This window comes from Paraburkholderia atlantica (genome assembly GCF_000092885.1).
Taxonomy (GTDB): domain Bacteria; phylum Pseudomonadota; class Gammaproteobacteria; order Burkholderiales; family Burkholderiaceae; genus Paraburkholderia; species Paraburkholderia atlantica.
The window spans coordinates 3,414,582-3,435,827 of the sequence record NC_014117.1; the positions used below are offsets into that span (position 1 = coordinate 3,414,582).

At 63.2% G+C, this 21,246-nt stretch carries 15 protein-coding genes; 1 reads left to right on the forward strand and 14 read right to left on the reverse strand.

Features of this window, described 5'->3' with window-relative positions:
- Positions 1-60: 60 nt before the first annotated feature.
- The 5 genes from putA to hemE all read right to left on the reverse strand — a co-directional run bounded on the left by putA (position 61) and on the right by hemE (position 10,293).
- Entirely contained in the window at positions 61-3,999 is a 3,939-nt protein-coding gene (putA, locus tag BC1002_RS15505) for a trifunctional transcriptional regulator/proline dehydrogenase/L-glutamate gamma-semialdehyde dehydrogenase (protein WP_013090943.1), read from the reverse strand.
- Between the two features lie 598 nt (positions 4,000-4,597).
- Positions 4,598-4,771, reverse strand: a complete 174-nt coding sequence (locus BC1002_RS15510; RefSeq protein WP_238537898.1) for a hypothetical protein — start codon at positions 4,769-4,771, stop codon at positions 4,598-4,600.
- Positions 4,772-4,881: 110 nt separating this feature from the next.
- Positions 4,882-6,312: a YeiH family protein gene (locus tag BC1002_RS15515; RefSeq protein ID WP_013090946.1), complete on the reverse strand. Its 1,431-nt coding sequence runs from the start codon at positions 6,310-6,312 to the stop codon at positions 4,882-4,884.
- 169 nt (positions 6,313-6,481) lie between these two features.
- Positions 6,482-8,728, reverse strand: coding sequence for a primosomal protein N' (locus BC1002_RS15520; protein ID WP_193373025.1), 2,247 nt, complete (start codon positions 8,726-8,728; stop codon positions 6,482-6,484).
- Positions 8,729-9,192: 464 nt separating this feature from the next.
- Positions 9,193-10,293 (reverse strand): uroporphyrinogen decarboxylase, encoded by a 1,101-nt coding sequence (gene hemE, locus BC1002_RS15525; protein WP_013090948.1) that lies wholly within the window; start codon positions 10,291-10,293, stop codon positions 9,193-9,195.
- Between the two features lie 294 nt (positions 10,294-10,587).
- On the opposite strand from hemE, the gene BC1002_RS15530 reads away from it, so the two are divergent.
- A complete protein-coding gene (locus BC1002_RS15530) occupies positions 10,588-11,379 on the forward strand; it encodes a transporter substrate-binding domain-containing protein (protein WP_013090949.1) in 792 nt (263 codons plus the stop codon).
- 818 nt (positions 11,380-12,197) lie between these two features.
- Here the strand turns inward: BC1002_RS15530 and BC1002_RS15535 are convergent.
- The 9 genes from BC1002_RS15535 to atpB form a co-directional block, all read right to left on the reverse strand.
- Positions 12,198-13,928, reverse strand: coding sequence for an AMP-binding protein (locus tag BC1002_RS15535; protein WP_013090950.1), 1,731 nt, complete (start codon positions 13,926-13,928; stop codon positions 12,198-12,200).
- Positions 13,929-14,147: 219 nt separating this feature from the next.
- Positions 14,148-14,573 carry a F0F1 ATP synthase subunit epsilon gene (locus BC1002_RS15540; RefSeq protein WP_008917918.1) on the reverse strand — a complete coding sequence of 142 codons (426 nt, stop codon included), beginning with the start codon at positions 14,571-14,573 and terminating at the stop codon, positions 14,148-14,150.
- Between the two features lie 158 nt (positions 14,574-14,731).
- Entirely contained in the window at positions 14,732-16,126 is a 1,395-nt protein-coding gene (gene atpD / locus BC1002_RS15545; RefSeq protein WP_013090951.1) for a F0F1 ATP synthase subunit beta, read from the reverse strand.
- 101 nt (positions 16,127-16,227) lie between these two features.
- Positions 16,228-17,112 carry a F0F1 ATP synthase subunit gamma gene (gene atpG / locus BC1002_RS15550; protein ID WP_013090952.1) on the reverse strand — a complete coding sequence of 295 codons (885 nt, stop codon included), beginning with the start codon at positions 17,110-17,112 and terminating at the stop codon, positions 16,228-16,230.
- 91 nt (positions 17,113-17,203) lie between these two features.
- Positions 17,204-18,745 (reverse strand): F0F1 ATP synthase subunit alpha, encoded by a 1,542-nt coding sequence (atpA, locus tag BC1002_RS15555; RefSeq protein WP_013090953.1) that lies wholly within the window; start codon positions 18,743-18,745, stop codon positions 17,204-17,206.
- Between the two features lie 56 nt (positions 18,746-18,801).
- Positions 18,802-19,341: a F0F1 ATP synthase subunit delta gene (locus tag BC1002_RS15560; RefSeq protein ID WP_013090954.1), complete on the reverse strand. Its 540-nt coding sequence runs from the start codon at positions 19,339-19,341 to the stop codon at positions 18,802-18,804.
- Positions 19,342-19,343: 2 nt separating this feature from the next.
- Positions 19,344-19,814: a F0F1 ATP synthase subunit B gene (locus BC1002_RS15565; protein ID WP_013090955.1), complete on the reverse strand. Its 471-nt coding sequence runs from the start codon at positions 19,812-19,814 to the stop codon at positions 19,344-19,346.
- Between the two features lie 136 nt (positions 19,815-19,950).
- Complete coding sequence (gene atpE, locus BC1002_RS15570; protein ID WP_007180033.1) at positions 19,951-20,220, reverse strand: F0F1 ATP synthase subunit C; 270 nt, start codon at positions 20,218-20,220, stop codon at positions 19,951-19,953.
- 81 nt (positions 20,221-20,301) lie between these two features.
- Positions 20,302-21,153 carry a F0F1 ATP synthase subunit A gene (gene atpB / locus BC1002_RS15575; RefSeq protein WP_013090956.1) on the reverse strand — a complete coding sequence of 284 codons (852 nt, stop codon included), beginning with the start codon at positions 21,151-21,153 and terminating at the stop codon, positions 20,302-20,304.
- Between the last annotated feature and the right edge of the window lie 93 nt (positions 21,154-21,246).

Below are 21,246 nucleotides of genomic sequence, written 5' to 3' on the forward strand. Positions count from 1 at the left end.
AAGCGGTGTCGGGGTCGCCGTGCCCGCTTCCTTTCTATTGAAGAAATCGCCGAGGTTCGCTCAACCGATCGTCATCAAATTCGCATTACCGCCTGCCGCCGCGGTATTCACGCTGACCGAGCGCTCGGTCAGCAGACGCTCGAGCGCGTAGTCCTCGTCGCCGCTCGCGAGCGCCCGGGCCGCGACGCCCTGCACCGACACGATCGGCCCCGCGCGCTTCGCTACCTCTTTCACGAGCGTGAGTAGCTCGTCGCTGTCGCCTTCGAACAGCACGGCGTCGAACGGCGCGTCGGCGCTCTTCTTCACGCTCGCGTGCGCCTTCAGCGACGCCGGCAATTGCGAGACCAATTGTTCACCGGCCGCGCCTTCGAACAACGCACGATTTCCCGTAGCCAGCGCTGCCGCGAACTGCACGCGCGCGCCGCTCGCCGTCGACGCGATACACAGCACCGTGCCGCGCGGGCCCAGCGTGTAGGTATTGCGCTCGCCGGTCGGCCCCGACAGTACCGCAGTCGCGCCCGCCGGCACATGCGACAGATAGCCGTCACAACGCGCGGCAAGCTGCGGCTCGCGCTCGGCGATCAGCCAGTCGCGCAATGCGGTCAGCGCGGCCGCCGGATTGCCGCCCTTTTCCGCGGCCTGCGCCGCCTGCGGTACTTCGACCACCAGCGCCTGCGCGAGCGACTTCGGCAGACCGGCCGGACGCTTCGCAAGCAGACGCTGCAGATACAGCGCGCCACCGGCCTTCGGCCCCGTACCCGAAAGTCCTTCGCCGCCGAACGGCTGCACCCCGACCACCGCGCCGATCACGTTGCGGTTCACGTAGATGTTGCCCACGTGTGCGTGGCTGATCACGTGCGCGATCGTTTCGTCGATGCGCGTATGAATGCCGAGCGTCAAACCGTAACCCGTCGCGCGAATCTGTTCGAGCAGCTTGTCGAGCTGGCTGCGACGATAGCGCACCACGTGCAGCACCGGGCCGAACACTTCGCGCTTCAGCTCGTCGATGCTGTCGAGTTCGATCAGCGTCGGCGGCACGAAAGTGCCTTGCGTCGCGCCTTCCGGCAGCGGCAGTTGCTCGACCTTGCGGCCCTTGTCGCGCATCGCCGCGATGTGCGCGTCGATGCCGCGCTTCGCGTCGAGGTCGATCACCGGCCCGACGTCGGTCGACAGCCGGTCCGGGTTGCCGAGCGCGAGCTCGCGCATCGCGCCGGTCAGCATTTCGAGCGTGCGGTCCGCGATATCGTCCTGCAGACATAGAACGCGCAACGCCGAACACCGTTGACCGGCGGAGTCGAAAGACGATTGCAGCACGTCGGCGACGACCTGCTCTGCGAGCGCCGACGAGTCGACGATCATCGCGTTCTGGCCGCCGGTTTCGGCGATCAGCGGGATCGGTTTGCCATCCGGATCGAGCCGGCCGGACAGCGTCTTGTTGATCAGACGCGCGACTTCGGTCGAACCGGTGAACATCACCGCACGCGTGCGCGGATCGGCGACCAGCGCGGCGCCGACCGTCTCGCCATTGCCCGGCAGCAGTTGCACCGCGCCCGCCGGCACGCCCGCTTCGCGCAGAATCCGCACCGCTTGAGCGGCGATCAGCGGCGTCTGCTCGGCCGGCTTCGCGAGCACCGTGTTGCCGGCCGCGAGCGCGGCAGCCACCTGGCCCATGAAAATCGCCAGCGGGAAATTCCACGGGCTGATACAGACCACCGGACCGAGCGGCCGATGCGTGTCGTTCGAAAACTCGTCGCGGATCTGCGCCGAGTAGTAGCGCAGGAAGTCAATCGCCTCGCGGATTTCCGCGACCGCGTTGGCGAGCGATTTGCCCGCCTCGCGCACCACGAGTCCCATCAGCGTGTGCATCTGCGCTTCGAGTAGATCGGCGGCACGCGCGAGGCAATCGGCGCGCGCCTCGACCGGCGTCGCCTGCCAGATCGGCGCGGCGGCCACCGCATGGCCGAGCGCGGCGCTCACGTGCTCCGGCGTCGCTTCGACGACCGTACCGACGAGGTCACGCTGGTCGGCCGGGTTGCGCACGTCACGCCCGGCGCCGACGGCGATCTGGTTGTCTTCCAGCATCGGCGCGGCGCGCCACGGATGATGCGCGCTCGCGAGCAGCGCCGAGGACAGCGACGCGAGCCGATGCTCGTTCGACAGATCGAGGCCCATCGAATTGAGCCGTTCGGCACCGTACAGATTGCGCGGCAGCGGAATGCGCGCGTGCGGCGCGCCGAGCGGCACGATCTTCGACGCTTCCTCGACCGGATCGGCGACCAGGTCCTTGATCGCGACGGATTCGTCGGCGATGCGATTCACGAACGACGTGTTCGCGCCGTTTTCGAGCAGCCGGCGCACGAGGTACGCGAGCAGCGTCTCATGCGTGCCGACCGGCGCGTACACGCGGCACGGGCGGTTCAGTTTGTCGCGGCCGGTGACTTCTTCGTACAGCGGCTCGCCCATGCCGTGCAGGCACTGGAACTCGTACTGGCCGGGGTAGTAGTTGTTGCCGGCGAGGTGATAGATCGCCGACAGCGTGTGCGCGTTGTGCGTCGCGAACTGTGGATAAACGGCATCGGGCGCGCCGAGCAGTTTTTTCGCGCAGGCGAGGTACGACACATCGGTGTAGACCTTGCGCGTGTAAACCGGATAGCCCTCGAGGCCGTCGACCTGCGCGCGCTTGATTTCCGTATCCCAGTACGCGCCCTTCACGAGCCGCACCATGATGCGGTGACGGCTGCGGCGCGCCAGATCGACGATGTAGTCGATCACGAACGGGCAGCGCTTCTGATACGCCTGCACGACGAAACCGATACCGTTCCAGCCTTGCAGCTCCGGATCGAAGCACAGCGCTTCGAGCAGGTCGAGCGACAGTTCAAGGCGGTCGGCTTCTTCGGCGTCGATATTGAGCCCGATGTCGTAGCGGCGCGCGAGGATCGCGAGCGAACGCACGCGCGGCAGCAGCTCACTCATCGTGCGTTCCTGCTGGGCGCGCGAGTAGCGCGGATGCAGCGCCGACAGCTTGATCGAAATGCCCGGGCCTTCGTAAATGCCGCGGCCGCCGGCGGCCTTGCCGATCGCGTGGATCGCCTGCTCGTAGGAGGCGAAGTAGCGCTGCGCGTCGGCTTCGGTGGTGGCCGCTTCGCCGAGCATGTCGTACGAATAGCGGAAACCGCGCGCCTCGTACTTGCGGCTGTTCGCGAGCGCTTCGGAGATGTTCTCGCCCGTGACGAACTGCTCGCCCATCAGGCGCATCGCCATGTCGACGCCCTTGCGGATCAGCGGCTCGCCGCCCTTGCCGATCAGTCGCGTGAGCGCCGACGACAGGCTCGTCTCGCTATTGGTCGTCACCAGCTTGCCGGTGATCATCAGACCCCAGGTCGCCGCGTTGACGAACAGCGACGGCGCCTGGCCGACGTGCGATTTCCAGTCACCCTTGCTGATCTTGTCGCGGATCAGCGCGTCGCGGGTCGCGCGATCGGGAATGCGCAGCAGCGCCTCGGCGAGGCACATCAGCGCAACGCCTTCCTGGCTCGACAGCGAAAATTCGTGGATCAGCCCTTCGACGCCGCCGCCTTTGCTCTTCGTGCGCAGCGTTTCGACGAGCTTGCCGGCCATCGCCTGGACGTCGCCCGCGAGGTTGGCCGGCAGACGCGCCTGGCCGAGCAGGAACGGCACGCACTCGGGCTCGGGGCGGCGATACGCGGCGGTGATCGCCGCACGCAGCACCGACTGCGGCTGCACGTTCTGCGCGAAATCGAGGAACGGATGCGACGCGCCGTCTTCCTCGTTCTCGACCGCCGCGCCGTCGGCGAGATCGGCCGTGCCGGCTGCGCCCGACAGTTCGGCCGGCAACTGGCCGTGCTCGATCTTTTCGAGGTAGGCGAAAATCGCCTGCTTGATCAACCAGTGCGGGGTGCGTTCGAGGCGGGTGGCGGCATCTTTGAGCCGGGAACGCAGGAGGTCGTCGACCTTGACGCCAAGGGTGGTGCTAGCCATGTTTCCTTCTTTGATACCGGGCGTGAGCCTGGCGAAAGACTAAAAAGTTGGGCGAATCGTACGCCTACAAATAAAAAGGTGCAACCAATTCGACAGGCTGGTTGCACCACGCCGGGAGCCTTATGCGGTGGGGGTTTCCGGGAGGTGCGCGAGAGTTGGACTGGGTTGTTTTCGATCGGTACTTTCCCTGGCGTGATTCTTTTTGAAATAAGCCTTATCAAACGACTTCGCGCGCCGATATACAGAAGCACGATGACGGACAGCCCGAAACGTCGGTTTCAGGGCATGCAGAAAAGATAAACGGGGTTCCCGAGGGTTGGTGTGATGGAAAAGTGGCTGGTGATACTGGGCATCTGGGTGATGTGCGCGGCCTGTGCGGTATTTTTTATTCGAGGCGCGACCAGAAGCTCGAATCGGCGCGAACAGGAGCGCAAACAGGCAAGCGCGGCCTCGCGTGGATCGGCGGGCGATGCGCAAAACGTGCTCAACGACTGAGATCAGCGGAGCCCGCGCGACGGTTCATGAAGCCGGACGCGCGCGGATGGGGCGCTCGCGGATGAATTGGCGCCGAGCTTGGCGCCCGAAGATCGCTGATGGGTCAGCGCGGCCCGAGCGACGGCGCAACCGACTCGAACTGCGCACAGACATCGCCGGGTGATACCAGCTGGTCGTGCAGACGGCACAGCCTGCTATCGGCGACGCTCGCGCCGAACCCCGAACTAAACGCGACAAGCCCCGGAATGCGCTGCTCGAGCCCGTCCCGTTCGCTCACGCGATGCCGGCATCCTGCACAGCACGGCGCGTCAGCTGCACCGCCGCGCTCTACGGCGCCTGTGTATGGGGCACCGCCGGCACCCCGACCGATCGAAATCTTCATGGGCGCTATCCGAGGCTGTTCCAGTACGACGCGAATACGTGCGCGGACAATGCATAACCGATCCCGATATTGACTACCACGCCCGCCGTGAACGCGAGGAACGGTTTCAGACCGGTCGCGGCAAGCGAGCGGAAGCGCGTCGTCAGACCGATGCTCAGGAAGCAGAAGGTGAACGCCCACGTGCGCAGCACCGTGATCGGCGCGACGAACGCCGGCGTGACGACCTTGCGGTAATCGGCGAGCGAATAATGACTCGCGATCCACGTGACCAACGCCGACGCGATCACGAAACCGAGCACGAACTTCGGGAAACGCGCCCAGATCTCACCGGCATTCGCGCGCGCGGTAACGCCGCTGTCCTGCGCTTCCCAGCGCGTCGTCGCGACGATTGCGAGCACGAACGCCCAAATGCCGATCCAGATGTCGCGGCCGACCACCTTCATCAGCGTGAACGCCTGCAACGACGCTTCCGGCGCGCCGGCGATCGCGCCGCCCGCGTGCCGCGCGAAATCGCCGTAGGCTTGGGCGGCGGCGATGCCCGCGGCGTCGGCGAATTCGGACGTGCCGATCCAGGCGCCGGCGACCGCCGTCGACAGTCCTAGCGAGCGCGACACGAACGGCAGCACGAAGATCATCACGACCGCCCACAGCACGACCAACGTGATCGCGACCGACGCCTGCTCGCGCTTAGCCCGTACCGCGCCGGCAATCGCGATCGCCGCCGACACGCCGCACACCGCGCCGCCGACACCAAGCACGGCGGCGAAGCGCCGATCGAGCCCGAACGCGCGCGCAACGAAGAAAATTACGAAGAACGTCACCAACGACACGATGCTCGCCTGCACGACCGCCACCGGCCCCGCCCACACGAGCAGTGTGAACGGCAGCGTCGCGCCGAGCAGCACGATGCCGACCTTGATGTAAAACTCGACGCGCAACCCGGCCCCGAGCCACTGCGGCAGCGTAAACAGGTTCGACACGAGCAGCCCGAGCGCGAGCGCGACGAGCGGCGGCTCGAGGTTGTACTTCGACGCGTCGACCCACGCGCCGAGCGTCAGGATCAACGCGGAAGCGACGAATACGACGACGAACGCGGCCAGAAACGCCCCGACACGCTGCCTGAGCAGAGCGACGCTCGCGCCGAACAGCACGGCGAATGTCGCGAACAGCGCGAGGTAGTTGGGTAGATGTTTGCCGATGTCCTGCGCAGCCTGTGGGACGCTCGACCATTTGGCCGGCGCCACCGCTAGCCACTTGATGCTGCTGCCCGACGCGAACAACGCCCACGCAATCACGATCACCAGCAGGCCGACGCCGGCAGCGAGCCAGTCTTCGGTCAGCGAAAAGCCGCTGCCTCGTGTCGTTTGCGCGTCTTGTGTACCTTGCCGCTGACCCGGCGCGGCGCCCGCCGGCACGGTGTGATGGCTGTCGCTCATTGCAGATGCCCCGAGAAGGTTGGATGGCATCGGCGCGAAGTTATTGTCGTTTAGCCGCAAAATGCGCCGATTTGGCGAATATAGGCGAGCGCGATCGCAAAGCGAAACGACCATTCGCTCTATGGATATGACTCGAAGAAGTAAGGCCGGCGTAACCTGGCCCGTGGCGTCAGATGTCGAGCGGATCGACCTCGAGATTCCAGCGCAGCACGCCCTTGACGGCGCGCAACAGCGGCTGCCACGCGCGCAGCGTAGCCTGCAGCGCCGCGCGCGACGCGCTTTCGATCAGCAACTGCGCGCGATGCACGTGCATCACCTTGACGATAGTAAGCGGCACCGCGTCGTACACTGTGACGCGCTCGGCGGCTGGAATCTGCCCAAGTTCGGCGGCGGCCTTCTCCAGAAACGCGAGCGCCGCTTCGAGCGTGCGGCCTTCGGCGCGCAGCAGCGCCTGGTAGACGAACGGCGGCAGGTGCGCGTCGCGTCGCTCGGCGAGCGTGGCATTGGCGAAGCCGACGTAGTCGTGGCGACCCAGCGCGTGATACAGCGCGTGACGCGCATAGCGCGTCTGCACCAGCACTTCGCCCGGCAGACCGGCGCGGCCAGCGCGGCCGCTCACCTGCATCAGCTGCGCGAACAGGCGCTCGCTCGCGCGGAAATCGTGCGAAAACAGCGCGGTGTCGGCATTCAGGACGCCAACCAGTGACACGCGCTGGAAGTCGTGTCCCTTCGCGATCATCTGCGTACCGACCAGAATATCGACTTCGCCCGCGTGCACATCCGAGAACAACGCCTGCGCACTGCCCTTGCGGCGGGTGCTGTCGGCATCGATACGCAGCACGCGGGCGCCCGGCACCGCGCTGGCGAGCGTTTCCTCGACGCGCTGCGTGCCGCGCCCAAGCGGTGCGATATCGACGTTGCCGCACTCCGGGCACGAACGCGGGATACGAGACTCCCAGCCGCAGTGATGGCAGCGCAGCGCGCGCTCGGGCTTGTGCAGCACGACGTAGGCGCTGCAGCGCGGACAACCGGCCACCCAGCCGCACGCGTCGCAGGCGAGTTGCGGCGCGTAGCCACGTCGGTTCAGGAACACGAGGCTCTGCTCGCCGCGTTCGAGCCGCGCCTTCATCGCGGCGATCAACGGACCCGACAAGCCTTCTATCGACGCCCGCCCGCGCCGGAGCTCGTCTTCGAGATCGATCAGGCGCACGGTCGGCAGCGCGGCGTCGGCGACGGCCCGGCGCGACAACGTGAGCCGCTTGTAGCGGCCCTGATCGGCCTGCCACCAGCTCTCGAGCGATGGAGTCGCCGAGCCGAGCACCACCGGCACACCGAGCTGCTTCGCCCGATAGATTGCGAGATCGCGCGCCGAATAGCGCAAGCCCTCCTGCTGCTTGTAGGCCGGATCGTGCTCTTCGTCGACAACGATGATCGCCAGCCGCGGCAGCGACGCGAGTACCGCGAGCCGTGTGCCGAGCACGATGCGCGCACGGCCGGTGTGGGCGGCGAACCAGTTGCGGGCGCGCTCGCCTTCGGCGAGGCCGCTATGCAGCGTGACGATCGCGCTGGCGTCGAGCGCGGCGAAGCGGGCGCGGAACGCCGCCTCGAACTGCGGCGTCAGGTTGATTTCCGGCACCAGCACGAGCGCCTGCGCATCGGGCTTGGCCGCCAGAATCGCGGCGAGTGCGCGCAGGTACACCTCGGTCTTGCCGCTGCCCGTCACGCCGTGCAGCAGGAACGGCGCGAAGCCGTCGGCGTCGCGGATCGCTTCGACGGCACTCGCCTGCTCGTCGGTGAGAGTCGGCAGGACCGGCGCTGGCGTGCCCGGCAGTGAAGCCGCGGCGGGCACGGCGGCGGCGTCGATCACTTCGAGCGTCACCCAGCCGGCGGTCTGCCATGTGTCGAGTGTCGCGAGCGCCTTCGGATGCAGCGCGCGCGCGTCAGCGGCGAGCAGGAAGTCGGCTTGCGCGAGTGCTTGCGCGAGCGCTCTGAGCGCCGTCGCGCGGGCCGGCAACGCGTCAGGCAATGCCCTGCGGCCCTCGGCCGTCAACCGATAGCGCTCTTCCGGCGCGAACAGCCGCGCCCAGCGCGACGCGTCGCGCAGCGCCTGCGGCAGCGCGGGCAGCGCTACTTCCCCGAGACCGCGTTGATAATAGTCAGCGGCGAACGCGGCGAGCGCGAGCCAATGCGCTGATACCGGCGGACACGACGTGCAGACCTTATCCACATCCCGCAGGCGTTCGGCGGGCACGTCGCTGTGGGCAGCCACTTCGCAGACCAAACCCACCACGTGCCGCTTGCCGAAGGGAACGCTGACGAGCGTGCCCACGACAGCCGCTTCGGATGTTCCGCAGCGGTAGTCAAACAGGGTCGGCAGCGGATGATCGAGCGCGACGCGGACGAACACTTCGTTCACTCGGCGTGACGCTGAGGATGAGCCGGCACGAGGCCGAATCGCGGCGCGGGGTGGCTCGTGCGGGACGCCAAGCCGTCGAAGTTAAAGTAAAACCTTAATTTCACCGCTAAGTTTTGGATTCGACTGAACAATTGCGCTCGCTCGCGGCCCTGTGGATAACTTTGTTGAGAACTTCGCCTCGATAGGCCGCAAACGGCGTGGCGACGGCCTTGTGTGGGATTCCGTACATTTCCTCTCGCTCCCCGCAAAGCCTTGCCCGACAAGGCTTAGATCAAATGCGCCGGGTATGTGCAAGGGTCGGGCCACGATTAAACCCTCTACTGCGCCGCAGCGTGCGAAGTGTGCATAAGTCAACTCTTGACTTTCGTAAGACCACCATCTGACGGCCTCTTCGCGGAACTACGGTCCTTAGGCCCAGAGCCCAATTCGCTGCGATGCAACACGAAACGGTAACGATTACAGTCTCACGCAGGCGTATGTGCACTACTACGAATAGCGCGGCTGTGACGATGCACTTCGTCGACCAGCTCGGCAACATGCTCTGGCGGCGTGAACTGCGAAATGCCATGACCCAGATTGAAAACGTGGCCGGGATGATTGCCGAAGCTGTCGAGCACCGCGCGCGCTTCCATGCGGATCGCGGCGGGCGGTGCAAACAGCACCGACGGATCGATGTTGCCCTGAAGCGCCACCTTGCCACCGACACGCTCGCGCGCCTTGCCGAGGTTCACGGTCCAGTCGAGGCCCACCGCGTCGACACCGCTCGCGGCGATGTCGTCGAGCCACAGGCCGCCGCCCTTCGTGAAGGCGATCACGGGCACTTTTTCGCCGTCGTGCTCGCGCTTCAGCTGACTGACCACCTGCTCGATGTAGCGCAGCGAAAAGCGCTGATAGATGCCGTCGGCGAGTGCTCCGCCCCATGTGTCGAAAATCATCACTGCTTGTGCGCCGGCTTCGATCTGTGCGTTCAGATAGGCGGCGACGGCGCGCGCGTTGATCTCGAGAATCCGCTGCAGCAGATCTGGACGAGCGTAGAGCATCGATTTGACCGTGCGAAAGTCCGCCGAGCCTCCGCCTTCGACCATGTAGCACGCGAGCGTCCACGGGCTGCCTGAGAAGCCGATCAGAGGCACGCGCTGGCGGCCTTGCGCGTCCTTCAGCGCCATGCGGATTTCACGCACGGCGTCGGTCACGTAGCGCAGTGTCGCGTCGATGTCCGGCACCGCGAGGCGCGCGACGTCGTCTTCGGTGCGCACCGGACGGGCAAATTTCGGCCCCTCGCCGTTAACGAACTCGAGACCAAGGCCCATCGCGTCGGGCACGGTCAGGATGTCGGAGAACAGGATCGCGGCGTCGAGCGGATACCGATCGAGCGGCTGCAACGTGACTTCCGTCGCGAAAGCCGGATTCTTCGCGAGACCGAGGAAACTGCCCGCGCGGCCACGCGTGGCGTTGTATTCCGGCAGATAGCGGCCAGCTTGCCGCATCAGCCAGATCGGCGTGTAGTCGGTGGGCTGGCGCAGCAGCGCGCGCAGGAAAGTGTCGTTCAGGAGTTGATGGGCCACGTTGCGTGCGACTGGAGAGCTGAGGGCAGAGGAGCATTTTACCGGAGGCGGCTGCGGACATCGCGCATCGCGGGGTAATCGATGTTGCGACGGCGCGTCGTGGAAAGTACGGGCGGGCTGCAGTTCGGCGCACCTCTGTCGCTACCGGCCGCCACTGCGTGCACGGCTTCGGGATCGCTGGCTTCCGCTGCCCGCGTCGCCCTGGCTGAATGGCCGATGTTCAAGCCCGCGCTGCCAAGCTACTATCCGACAGCTTTACCGATGAATTACACACTACACAACACAGGAGACTCGATGAAGAAAGCAGCACTCGCAATGCTCGGCGCGCTCGCCGGCGTCCTGATGCATGTCGGCGTGGCCAACGCGCAAAGCGCCGCGGCCGCGCCGTCCAGGCTCGACGACATCGTCAGCCACGGCACGATACGCGCCTGCACTACCGGCGACTACAAGCCGTACTCGTTTTACAAAGGCGATGGCCAGTTCGAGGGCATCGATATCGACATGGCTGAGTCGCTCGCGAAGTCGCTCGGTGTGAAGGTCGAATTCGTCAAGACGTCGTGGTCGAACCTGATGAACGACTTCGTCGCGAAGTGCGACATCGGCATCGGCGGTGTGTCGCCGACGCTCGAGCGCCAAAAGCATGCGTTCTTCACTCAGGCTTACATGATCGACGGCAAGACGCCGATCGTCCGTTGCGACGACGTCAGCAAATATCAGACGGTCGCGCAGATCGATCAACCGTCCACGCGAGTCATCGTCAATCCCGGTGGCACAAACGAGAAGTTCGCGAAGCAATACTTCACGCACGCGAACGTGACCGTTTATCCCGACAACGTGACGATCTTCAAGCAGATCCTCGCGGGCAAGGCGGATGTGATGGTGACGGATGCGTCGGAAACGCTGCTGCAGCAGAAGCTCAATCCCGGCCTATGCTCTGTGCATCCGGACAAGCCGTTCCAGTACGGCGAGAAGGCATGGCTCGTGCCGCGCGGCGACGTCGCGTTCCAGCAATACGTCGATCAGTGGCTGCACCTCGCTCGGGCGACCGGCGAGTATCAGGCCATTTCGGACAAGTGGTTGAAGTAAGCCGACCGTGTCCATGCGAGGCCGTCAGCTGCAAACTAATTGCGGCATGGGCGGCCTGCGCAGGCCTGACGGTTTCGTGTCGGCGAGGATGTAACCAGGAGCGACGTCTTTGGGTCGTAATAACTGTCGGCTTAGCTCTCCGACGAAGCGTTACGCCCCTTTTTAACAAACTGCACAAGCGGATTCGCATTGCTGCATCGCCGCTCAACTTCTCGCCGGATTGCGTGGTATTTCGGGGCAGAGTCGGAGTGCTTGTTACACAGGAAGTGCGTCCCCCCAAAGCTGCAGATGCAACGATTTCACACTGATCAGTGACCTCATTTCTACTGCAATATGCGTCATGAATGGCATCAATCATGCGTATTAAATTGCGGCGCAGTCACCGGTAAAAACTACTTTTCATGTGCTTTATCTTGGCAATAAATCCCGCAGCGCCATATCTGGCGGGCGTTACAACCTGAAACACTTTGTTACCGCCTTCGTAGGTTAATTCGCCCACAATGCCCTCAACGGTTTCAACACGGATGTGGCTGTGTGCGTGGTGTGAGCGGATACAATGCACTTGCCGGTCGGCGCTTGCCGAAGCCCTGTGAAGGGGCATCCCTGCTGGGGCCGTAATCGACGCAGGGTCGTCGGCGTAACCGTCCCATCATTGGTCTCCTCGCGCTAACCCCGTAGCGTGTGGTTTTTAGCGGGCTCCAGGCCCGCTTTTTTTTCGTCTGCTCAAACGTTTGCGCGCGACGAATCCTCGGCGCGCAACTCCAGTTCGGCCCTCTACCTATTGCTCATCTTTGCCTGACTAGCGCTCCGCGGCAGCCTCATGCCGTCTTGTCCTCCCGGAGTTTCAATTCGCCGATCATGCGCTCGCGCATCACGAATTTTTGCACCTTGCCGGTCACGGTCATCGGCAGTTCGTCGACGAAGCGGATGTAGCGCGGCACCTTGTAGTGGGCAATCTGTCCCTGGCAGAACTGCTGGATCTCTTCTGGCGTTGCCTGTTCACCCGGACGCAGGACGATCCACGCGCATACTTCTTCGCCGTACCTGGTATCGGGCACGCCGAACACCTGTACGCTCTGGATTTTCGGGTGGCGGAACAGAAACTCCTCGATCTCGCGCGGATAGATGTTTTCGCCGCCGCGAATCAGCATGTCCTTCAGCCGACCGACGATGTTGCAATAGCCTTCGGCGTCGAGCGTCGCCAGGTCGCCCGTGTGCATCCAGCCATCGACGATGCTCTCGCGCGTCTTCGCCTCGTCGTCCCAGTAACCGAGCATCACCGAGTAGCCGCGCGTGCATAGCTCGCCGGTTTCGCCAACCGGGACGATATTGCCGAGCGGATCGACGATTTTCACTTCGAGATGCGGCTGGATGCGCCCGACCGTCGTCGTCCGCTTGTCGAGCGGGTCGGTCGTCGAGCTTTGGAACGAGACCGGGCTAGTTTCCGTCATGCCGTAGGCGATCGTGATCTCACTCAGATGCATCTTCGAGACGACCTTCTTCATCGTCTCGATCGGGCACGGCGAGCCCGCCATGATGCCGGTGCGCAGCCGCGAAAAGTCGTACGAGGCGAACGTCGGATGGTCGAGTTCGGCGATGAACATCGTCGGCACGCCGTGCAGCGCGGTGCATTTTTCCTCGGCGGTCGCAGCGAGCGTCGCGGCCGGATCGAAGCCCTCGCCCGGAAACACCATGTTCGCCCCGACCGACACACACGCGAGCACCGCCAGCACCATCCCAAAGCAGTGGTACAGCGGCACTGGAATGCACAGGCCGTCCTGCTCGCCGAGCCGCATCGTCATCGCGATATAGCGCGCGTTGTTCACGACGTTGCGATGCGTCAGCGTCGCGCCCTTCGGATTGCCCGTCGTGCCACTCGTGAACTGGATGTTGATCGGTTCACTGCACGACAGCGTCGCACCGATCGCATCGAGCCGGGCGGCGTCGAAACTTGCACGCCCGCGCTCGATCACGTCGGAAAAGCTCAGCATGCCTGGCGTCTCCGTGTCGCACATGCGGATCACGTAGCGGAGCTCCGGCAACCGCGCGGCGTGCAGTTCGCCCGGCGGCTGCGTCGCGAGTTCGGGCGCGAGCTCCTGCAGCATCTCCAGGTACATCGACGTCTTGAAGCGCTCGGCGGTGATGATCGCCTTGCAACCGACCTTGTTCAGCGCATATTCGAGCTCCGCGAGCCGGTAGGCCGGATTGATATTGACGAGGATCGCGCCGATCCGCGCGGTCGCGAACTGCGTGAGCAGCCACTCGATGCGGTTCGGTGACCAGATGCCGACGCGATCGCCCTTTGCGATGCCAAGTGCAAGCAGCCCGGACGCAAGCACATCCACTTCTTGCGCAAATTCGCTCCACGTCCAGCGGATGCGCTGTTCGCGAAACACCACGGCCGGCCGGTCCGGAAAGCGCGCGGCGGTGTCGCGCAGAAACTCGCCGACGGTCGCTTCGCTCAGCGGATTTTCAGTCGACCCACGCACATACGACAGTCCATCCGCGGGTTCGATGAGTGCAGCTTCGCCCGAGCTATGCGTTGCCATGGTGTTGTCTCCGTGAGCGCCAGCGCGCTCGATTGAAATGAATTTGAAATCGATTGTGCACCAGCGCGTATCTGGCCGGAATGAAGTCTTACCCGCACCGCCCCTGCCGACCGACGCCTCTGTCTCCCACCTCGTGGATTTTGCCGACCTTTACGTAAACGTCAATCAGATATCAAAAAAAGCAGCCACGCGGGCTGCTTTCTTCTACTACGTCCTGCTTTAGTGCTGGCCGCGCAGCTTGCGCAGACGCTGGATTGCCGCGAGCTGCGCCGTCGCGTACGCAAGTTCCGCCTGTGCGGTTGCGTACTCGAGGTTCGAGCCCGTGTTTTGCAGCGCCTCTTCCGCACGCTTGCGTGCGTCTTCGGCCTTGGCTTCGTCGAGATCCTTGCCGCGGATCGCGGTGTCGGCAAGAACCGTCACTGCGCCCGGCTGAACTTCGAGGATGCCGCCGGCGACGAAGACAAACTCTTCTTCGCCATTTTCAACTTCGATGCGCACCGCACCCGGACGGATCCGCGTGATGAGCGGCGTGTGGCCCGGCAGAATGCCGAGTTCACCCGCTTCGCCTGGCAGCGCGACGAACTTCGCCTGGCCCGAGAAGATTTCCTCTTCCGCACTGACGACGTCTACTTTAATGGTTGCCATATGTGTCGACTCCTGTCGACGAGAGTTAGCGCTTGGGTGCTGACTCCCGTCCCATGCAAGGCGGGTTGAGCGTAATCAGAGACGCCGGCTTTGCGCAACACTACCGTCTAGGCAGTCGTGATGCGCGAGGCCCGCGCCCGCTTCGTTACACCCGACCTTTACTGGATCTTCTTGGCCTTTTCGAAGGCTTCGTCGATCGTGCCGACCATGTAGAACGCTTGCTCCGGCAGGTGATCGCACTCGCCTTCGACGATCATCTTGAAGCCACGGATCGTTTCCTTCAGCGGCACGTACTTGCCGGGCGAACCCGTAAACACTTCAGCGACGTGGAACGGCTGCGACAGGAAACGCTGGATCTTACGAGCGCGCGCGACGGCGAGCTTGTCTTCCGGTGCGAGTTCGTCCATGCCCAGAATCGCGATAATGTCGCGAAGTTCCTTGTAGCGCTGCAGCGTTTGCTGCACTCCGCGCGTGATCGAGTAGTGCTCTTCCCCGATCACGTGCGGGTCGATCTGACGCGAGGTCGAATCGAGCGGGTCCACCGCGGGGTAGATACCGAGCGAAGCGATGTCACGCGACAGCACGACGGTTGCGTCCAGGTGGCCGAAGGTCGTAGCCGGCGACGGGTCGGTCAAGTCGTCCGCAGGGACGTACACGGCCTGCACCGACGTAATCGAGCCAGTCTTCGTTGACGTAATACGCTCTTGCAGCTTACCCATTTCTTCAGCCAGCGTCGGCTGATAACCCACTGCCGACGGCATACGGCCGAGCAGCGCCGACACTTCGGTACCGGCCAGCGTGAAACGGTAGATGTTGTCGACGAAGAACAGCACGTCGAGGCCTTCATCACGGAAGTGCTCGGCCATCGTCAGGCCGGTCAGCGCGACGCGCAGACGGTTGCCCGGCGGCTCGTTCATCTGGCCGTACACCAGCGCGACCTTGTCGAGAACGTTCGAGTCCTTCATTTCATGATAGAAGTCGTTCCCTTCGCGGGTACGCTCGCCCACACCGGCGAACACGGAGTAACCGCCGTGTTCCTTCGCGATGTTGTTGATCAGTTCCATCATGTTCACGGTCTTGCCCACACCGGCGCCACCGAACAGACCCACCTTACCGCCCTTTGCGAACGGGCAGATCAGGTCGATAACCTTGATGCCGGTTTCGAGCAGCTCGGTCGACGGCGACAGTTGATCGAACGCCGGAGCCTTCTGGTGGATCGCACGCGTGGTTTCGCTCGAGATCGGACCGGCTTCGTCGATCGGACGGCCCAGCACGTCCATGATACGGCCGAGGGTCGGCTTGCCGACCGGCACGCTGATCGGGTTGCCCGTGTTCTTGACGACCGTGCCGCGGCGCAGACCGTCCGAAGCACCCAGACAGATGGTACGGACCACGCCGTCGCCCAGCTGCTGCTGGACTTCGAGCGTCAGCTCCGAACCTTCGAGAATGAGCGCGTCGTAGATCTTCGGCATGGATTCACGCGGAAATTCCACGTCGATCACCGCGCCGATGCACTGTACGATCTTGCCTTCTACCAAAGCAGTAGTACTCATCGCTTTTCCTTTAAATACTCAATTCTTCACTCGCGCAAAGGCGCAGTTTCTCCGATGGGTGCGCCACTCGGGCGCACACGCAACGACCTGTCTGACCGAGGTCAGACGGCCGCCGCTCCACCGACGATTTCCGACAGTTCTTTCGTGATCGCGGCCTGACGGCTCTTGTTGTAGACGAGCTGCAGATCGCTGATGACCGTCTTCGCGTTGTCCGAAGCGGCTTTCATCGCGACCATGCGGGCCGACTGCTCCGATGCCATGTTTTCAGCGACAGCCTGATAGACCAGCGCTTCGACATAACGCACCAGCAGTTCGTCCACCACTGCCTGCGCATCCGGCTCGTAGATGTAGTCCCACTGTGTGCTCGGCGTTGTACCGTCTTCTTCCGTGCGCTCGAACTGGTCCGCCGACAACGGCAGCAATTGCTCGATCACCGGCTCCTGCTTCATCGTGTTGACGAAGCGCGTGTACGCAAGGTACACCGCCGAAATCTTGCCTTCCGAGAACAGGTCGAGCTGCACCTTCACGGCGCCGATCAGTTTTTCCAGATGCGGCGTATCGCCCAGTTGCACGACGTTCGACACGACCTTCGCCTGCAGACGGTTCAGGAAACCCAGACCCTTGCTGCCGATCGCGGTTGCCTCGATCGTCTTGCCCTGGCCTTCCAGTTCCTTGAACTTCTGCAGCGACGCGCGCAGCACGTTGGTGTTCATCCCGCCGCACAGACCTTTGTCAGTCGTGACGAGGATGATGCCAGCCGCCTTCGCGCCTTCGTTCGACACCATGAACGGGTGACGATACTCCGGGTTCGCACGACTCATGTGCGCGGCGATGTCGCGGACCTTGTCGGCATACGGGCGAGCAGCGCGCATGCGCTCCTGAGCGCGGCGCATCTTCGACGCGGCCACCATCTCCATCGCTTTCGTGATCTTGCGCGTGTTTTGCACGCTCTTGATCTTGCCGCGAATTTCCTTCATTCCAGCCATTGCTTGCTCCTTGATCGAAGCAGCGCGGGAGCATTCGCATGCGGCCCGCGCCGCTTCAAGGTCCGTTTATGCCTTGCGGATCACTCGCGGATCAATAAGCGCCGGACTTCTTGAAGTCTTTGACGGCCGTGTGCAACAAGCCTTCGTCGTCCTTCGAGAGTTCCTTGGTATCTTCGATACGCTTGACCAGGTCAGCATGGCTCGACTTCAGGTAATCGCGCAGGCCCTTCTCGAACGGCAGGACTTGAGTAACTTCGAGGTCGTCGAGATAGCCGTTGTTCGCCGCGAACAGCGACACAGCCAGTTCCCACACTTGCAGCGGCTGATACTGCGGCTGCTTCAGCAGTTCCGTCACGCGGCGGCCGCGCTCGAGCTGCTTGCGGGTTGCTTCGTCGAGGTCCGATGCGAACTGCGCGAATGCAGCGAGTTCACGGTACTGCGCGAGGTCGGTACGGATACCGCCCGACAACTTCTTCACGACCTTCGTCTGAGCCGCGCCACCCACACGCGACACCGACACGCCAGCGTTAATTGCCGGGCGGATACCTGCGTTGAAGAGGTCGGTTTCAAGGAAGATCTGGCCGTCGGTGATCGAGATCACGTTCGTCGGAACGAATGCGGTCACGTCACCTGCCTGCGTTTCGATGACCGGCAGTGCCGTCAGCGAACCGCTCTTGCCTTTCACTTCACCGTTGGTGAACTTCTCGACGTACTCTTCCGACACGCGAGCAGCACGCTCGAGCAGACGCGAGTGCAGATAGAACACGTCACCCGGGTAAGCTTCACGGCCCGGCGGACGGCGCAGCAGCAGCGAGATCTGACGGTATGCCCAAGCCTGCTTGGTCAAGTCGTCATAAACGATCAGCGCGTCCTGACCGCGATCGCGGAAGTATTCGCCCATCGTGCAGCCGGCGTACGGCGCGAGGTATTGCATCGCGGCCGAATCCGAAGCCGAAGCAGCCACGACGATCGTGTATTCGAGCGCGCCCGATTCTTCGAGCTTGCGCACTACGTTCATGATCGACGAAGCCTTCTGGCCAATCGCGACGTAGATACAGACGAGGTTCTTGCCTTTCTGGTTGATGATCGCGTCGACTGCAACCGCGGTCTTGCCGCACTGACGGTCGCCGATGATCAGCTCACGCTGGCCGCGGCCGATCGGCACCATCGAGTCGATCGACTTCAGACCGGTTTGGACCGGTTCCGAAACCGACTTACGCCAGATCACGCCCGGTGCAATCTTTTCGATTGCGTCGGTCATCTTCGCATTGAGCGGGCCTTTGCCATCGATCGGGTTACCGAGCGCGTCGACCACACGGCCGAGCAGTTCCGGACCAACCGGCACTTCGAGAATGCGGCCCGTCGTCTTGACGATGTCGCCTTCCGAAATGTGTTCGTATTCACCCAGAATCACGGCGCCGACCGAGTCGCGCTCGAGGTTCAGTGCCAGACCGAAGGTGTTGCCCGGGAATTCGAGCATTTCGCCCTGCATCACTTCCGACAGACCGTGGATACGCACGATACCGTCGGTCACGGAGATCACGGTGCCTTGGTTGCGAACGTCTGCGCTCGCTTCAAGGCCCTGGATCCGGCTCTTGATCAGCTCGCTGATCTCAGAGGGATTGAGTTGCATTATTCGCTCCTGATAGTCAATTCTGTTGCGTGCCAGCCGCTAAAGCGCGAAGCGCTTCAGGCCGTCAGGGCCGTTTGCATCCTGGCGAGCCGCGCGCGGACCGAGGTATCGAGCACTTCGTCGCCGACCGTCACGCGTACGCCGCCGATCAGCGACTGATCGACTTCGACCGTCGGTTTCAGCTTGCGCTTGAACTTGCGTTCGAGACTTGCGACGAGTTCGTTCAACTGCGCACCTTCGAGCGGGAATGCGCTGACGACCAGCACATCTGCCGCCCCTTCGCGGGCGTTCTTCAACTCTTCGAACTGCGAGGCGATTTCCGGCAGCAGCTGCAGGCGATGGTTATCCACCAACATCTGCACCAGATTCTTCGCTTGCGCGTTGTCCTTGAGCGGCGACTTGACCGCGGCCAGCAGCAGATCGCTAACCTGGGCGCGGCTCACTTTCGGGCTCGAGGCGATCGACAGCACTTCGGGCAGACGCGCAACCTGTGCCAGCTCCTGCACGAGCGTGGACCAGGCGGCGATGTCACCAGCTTCGGCCACGCCAAACAGCGCTTCCGCGTACGGACGGGCGATGGTTGCAAGTTCGGCCATGATCAGAGCTCGGCTTTCAGTTGATTCAGCAGGTCAGCGTGGGCTGCCTGGTCGACTTCGCGCTTCAGGATCTGTTCAGCGCCCTTCACAGCGAGTGCAGCGACTTCGCCACGCAGCGCTTCGCGCGCCTTCACGACTTGCTGCTCCGCATCGGCCTTCGCCTGCGCGATGATGCGGGCGGCTTCCACCTGTGCCTGAGCCTTGATTTCGTCGGCGACTGCGACAGCGCGCTTTTCAGCGTCGGCGATGCGTTGCTGGCCATCGTTGCGAGCCTGAGCCAGTTCCTGATCGACGCGCTTGTGAGCGGCTTCGAGTTCCTGCTTGCCCTTTTCCGCGGCGGACAGACCGTCGGCGATCTTCTTCGCGCGCTCGTCGAGGGCGTTGATCAGCGGCGGCCACACGAATTTCATCGTGAACCACGCGAGGATCAGGAACACGACCATTTGCGCAAACAGGGTTGCGTTGAGATTCACGGTGTTTCCTTAAACGTTGCTTGTTCGGAAAGTGAAACGGCAAGGCGCTCATCGATTCTGCTCGATCAGCGCCCCAGTACCCGTTCCGCCCTGCGCCTTTACCTGTTATAGCTCAGGCGCAAACCTCCGAGGAACCTCAGCCTGCCAGCTTCGAGAGCAGCGGGTTCGCGAACGCAAACAGCATTGCCACACCAACGCCAATCAGGAACGCCGCATCGATCAGACCAGCCAGCAGGAACATCTTGGTTTGCAGCGGGTTCATCAGTTCCGGTTGACGGGCGCATGCTTCGATGTACTTGCCGCCCATCAGACCGATACCGATACAGGCGCCGATAGCACCCAGGCCGATGATGATGCCGATACCGATGGCGGTCAGACCCTGGATGTTGGCGATGAAAGCTTGCATGATCACTCCTTTGTGAAAAGTCTTTTAGAACTGGTTGGAACTGGGATTTAAAAAACTACGATTCTTTGCCGACAACGCGGGTTAGTGCGCGTCGTGTGCCTGGCCGATGTACACCAGCGTCAGCATCATGAAAATGAACGCCTGCAGCAGAACGATCAGGATGTGGAAGATTGACCACACTGTGCCGGCGACCACGTGGCCGATGAAGCCAAGCACCGTCGTGTCCGCGCCGAAGCTCCAGATGCTGCCGAGCAGGGCAATCAGCAGGAACAACAGTTCGCCCGCGTACATGTTGCCGAACAGCCGCATGCCGAGCGAGACCGTCTTCGCGACGAACTCGATGATGTTCAGTGCCAGGTTCGGGATCCACAGCAGCGGATGCGCGCCGAACGGAGCGGACAGCAGCTCATGCACGAAGCCACCGGCGCCCTTGATCTTGAAGTTGTAGTAAATCATCAGCACGAACACGCCGAGTGCGATGCCGATCGTGCCGTTCAGGTCGGCGGTCGGCACGAGGCGGTGGTGCGGAATGACTTCGGAGAGACCCAGCCAGCCGATCAAGCGGCCCGGCAGGTCGACGGGGATGAAGTCGAGCGAATTCATCAGCGCGACCCAGACGAACACTGTCAGCGCGAGCGGCGCGATGAAAGTCCGTGAGCCGTGGATCATGGCCTTCGATTGATCCTCGACCATTTCGACCAGCATTTCGATCGCGCATTGGAAGCGCCCCGGCACGCCGGACGTTGCCTTGCGGGCTGCCAGATGCAGCACGAGGATCGTGACGAGACCGCACACGATCGACCAGAAAAGGGTGTCGAGATTCCACACATGGATGTCGAAAATCGACGTCTGGTGTGCGGTGGAAAAGTTCTGCAAGTGGTGCGCGATGTACTCGGACGGATCCATTGCGCGCGTGCCTTCGCTAGCTGCCATATCGTTAAAGCCACCCAAATTGTCGAAAATCGTTTGAGGCCGTTCCCGCCGAAATACCGTGTTGCGGGAACGCGCCGGGTGCGGCCCTATCTC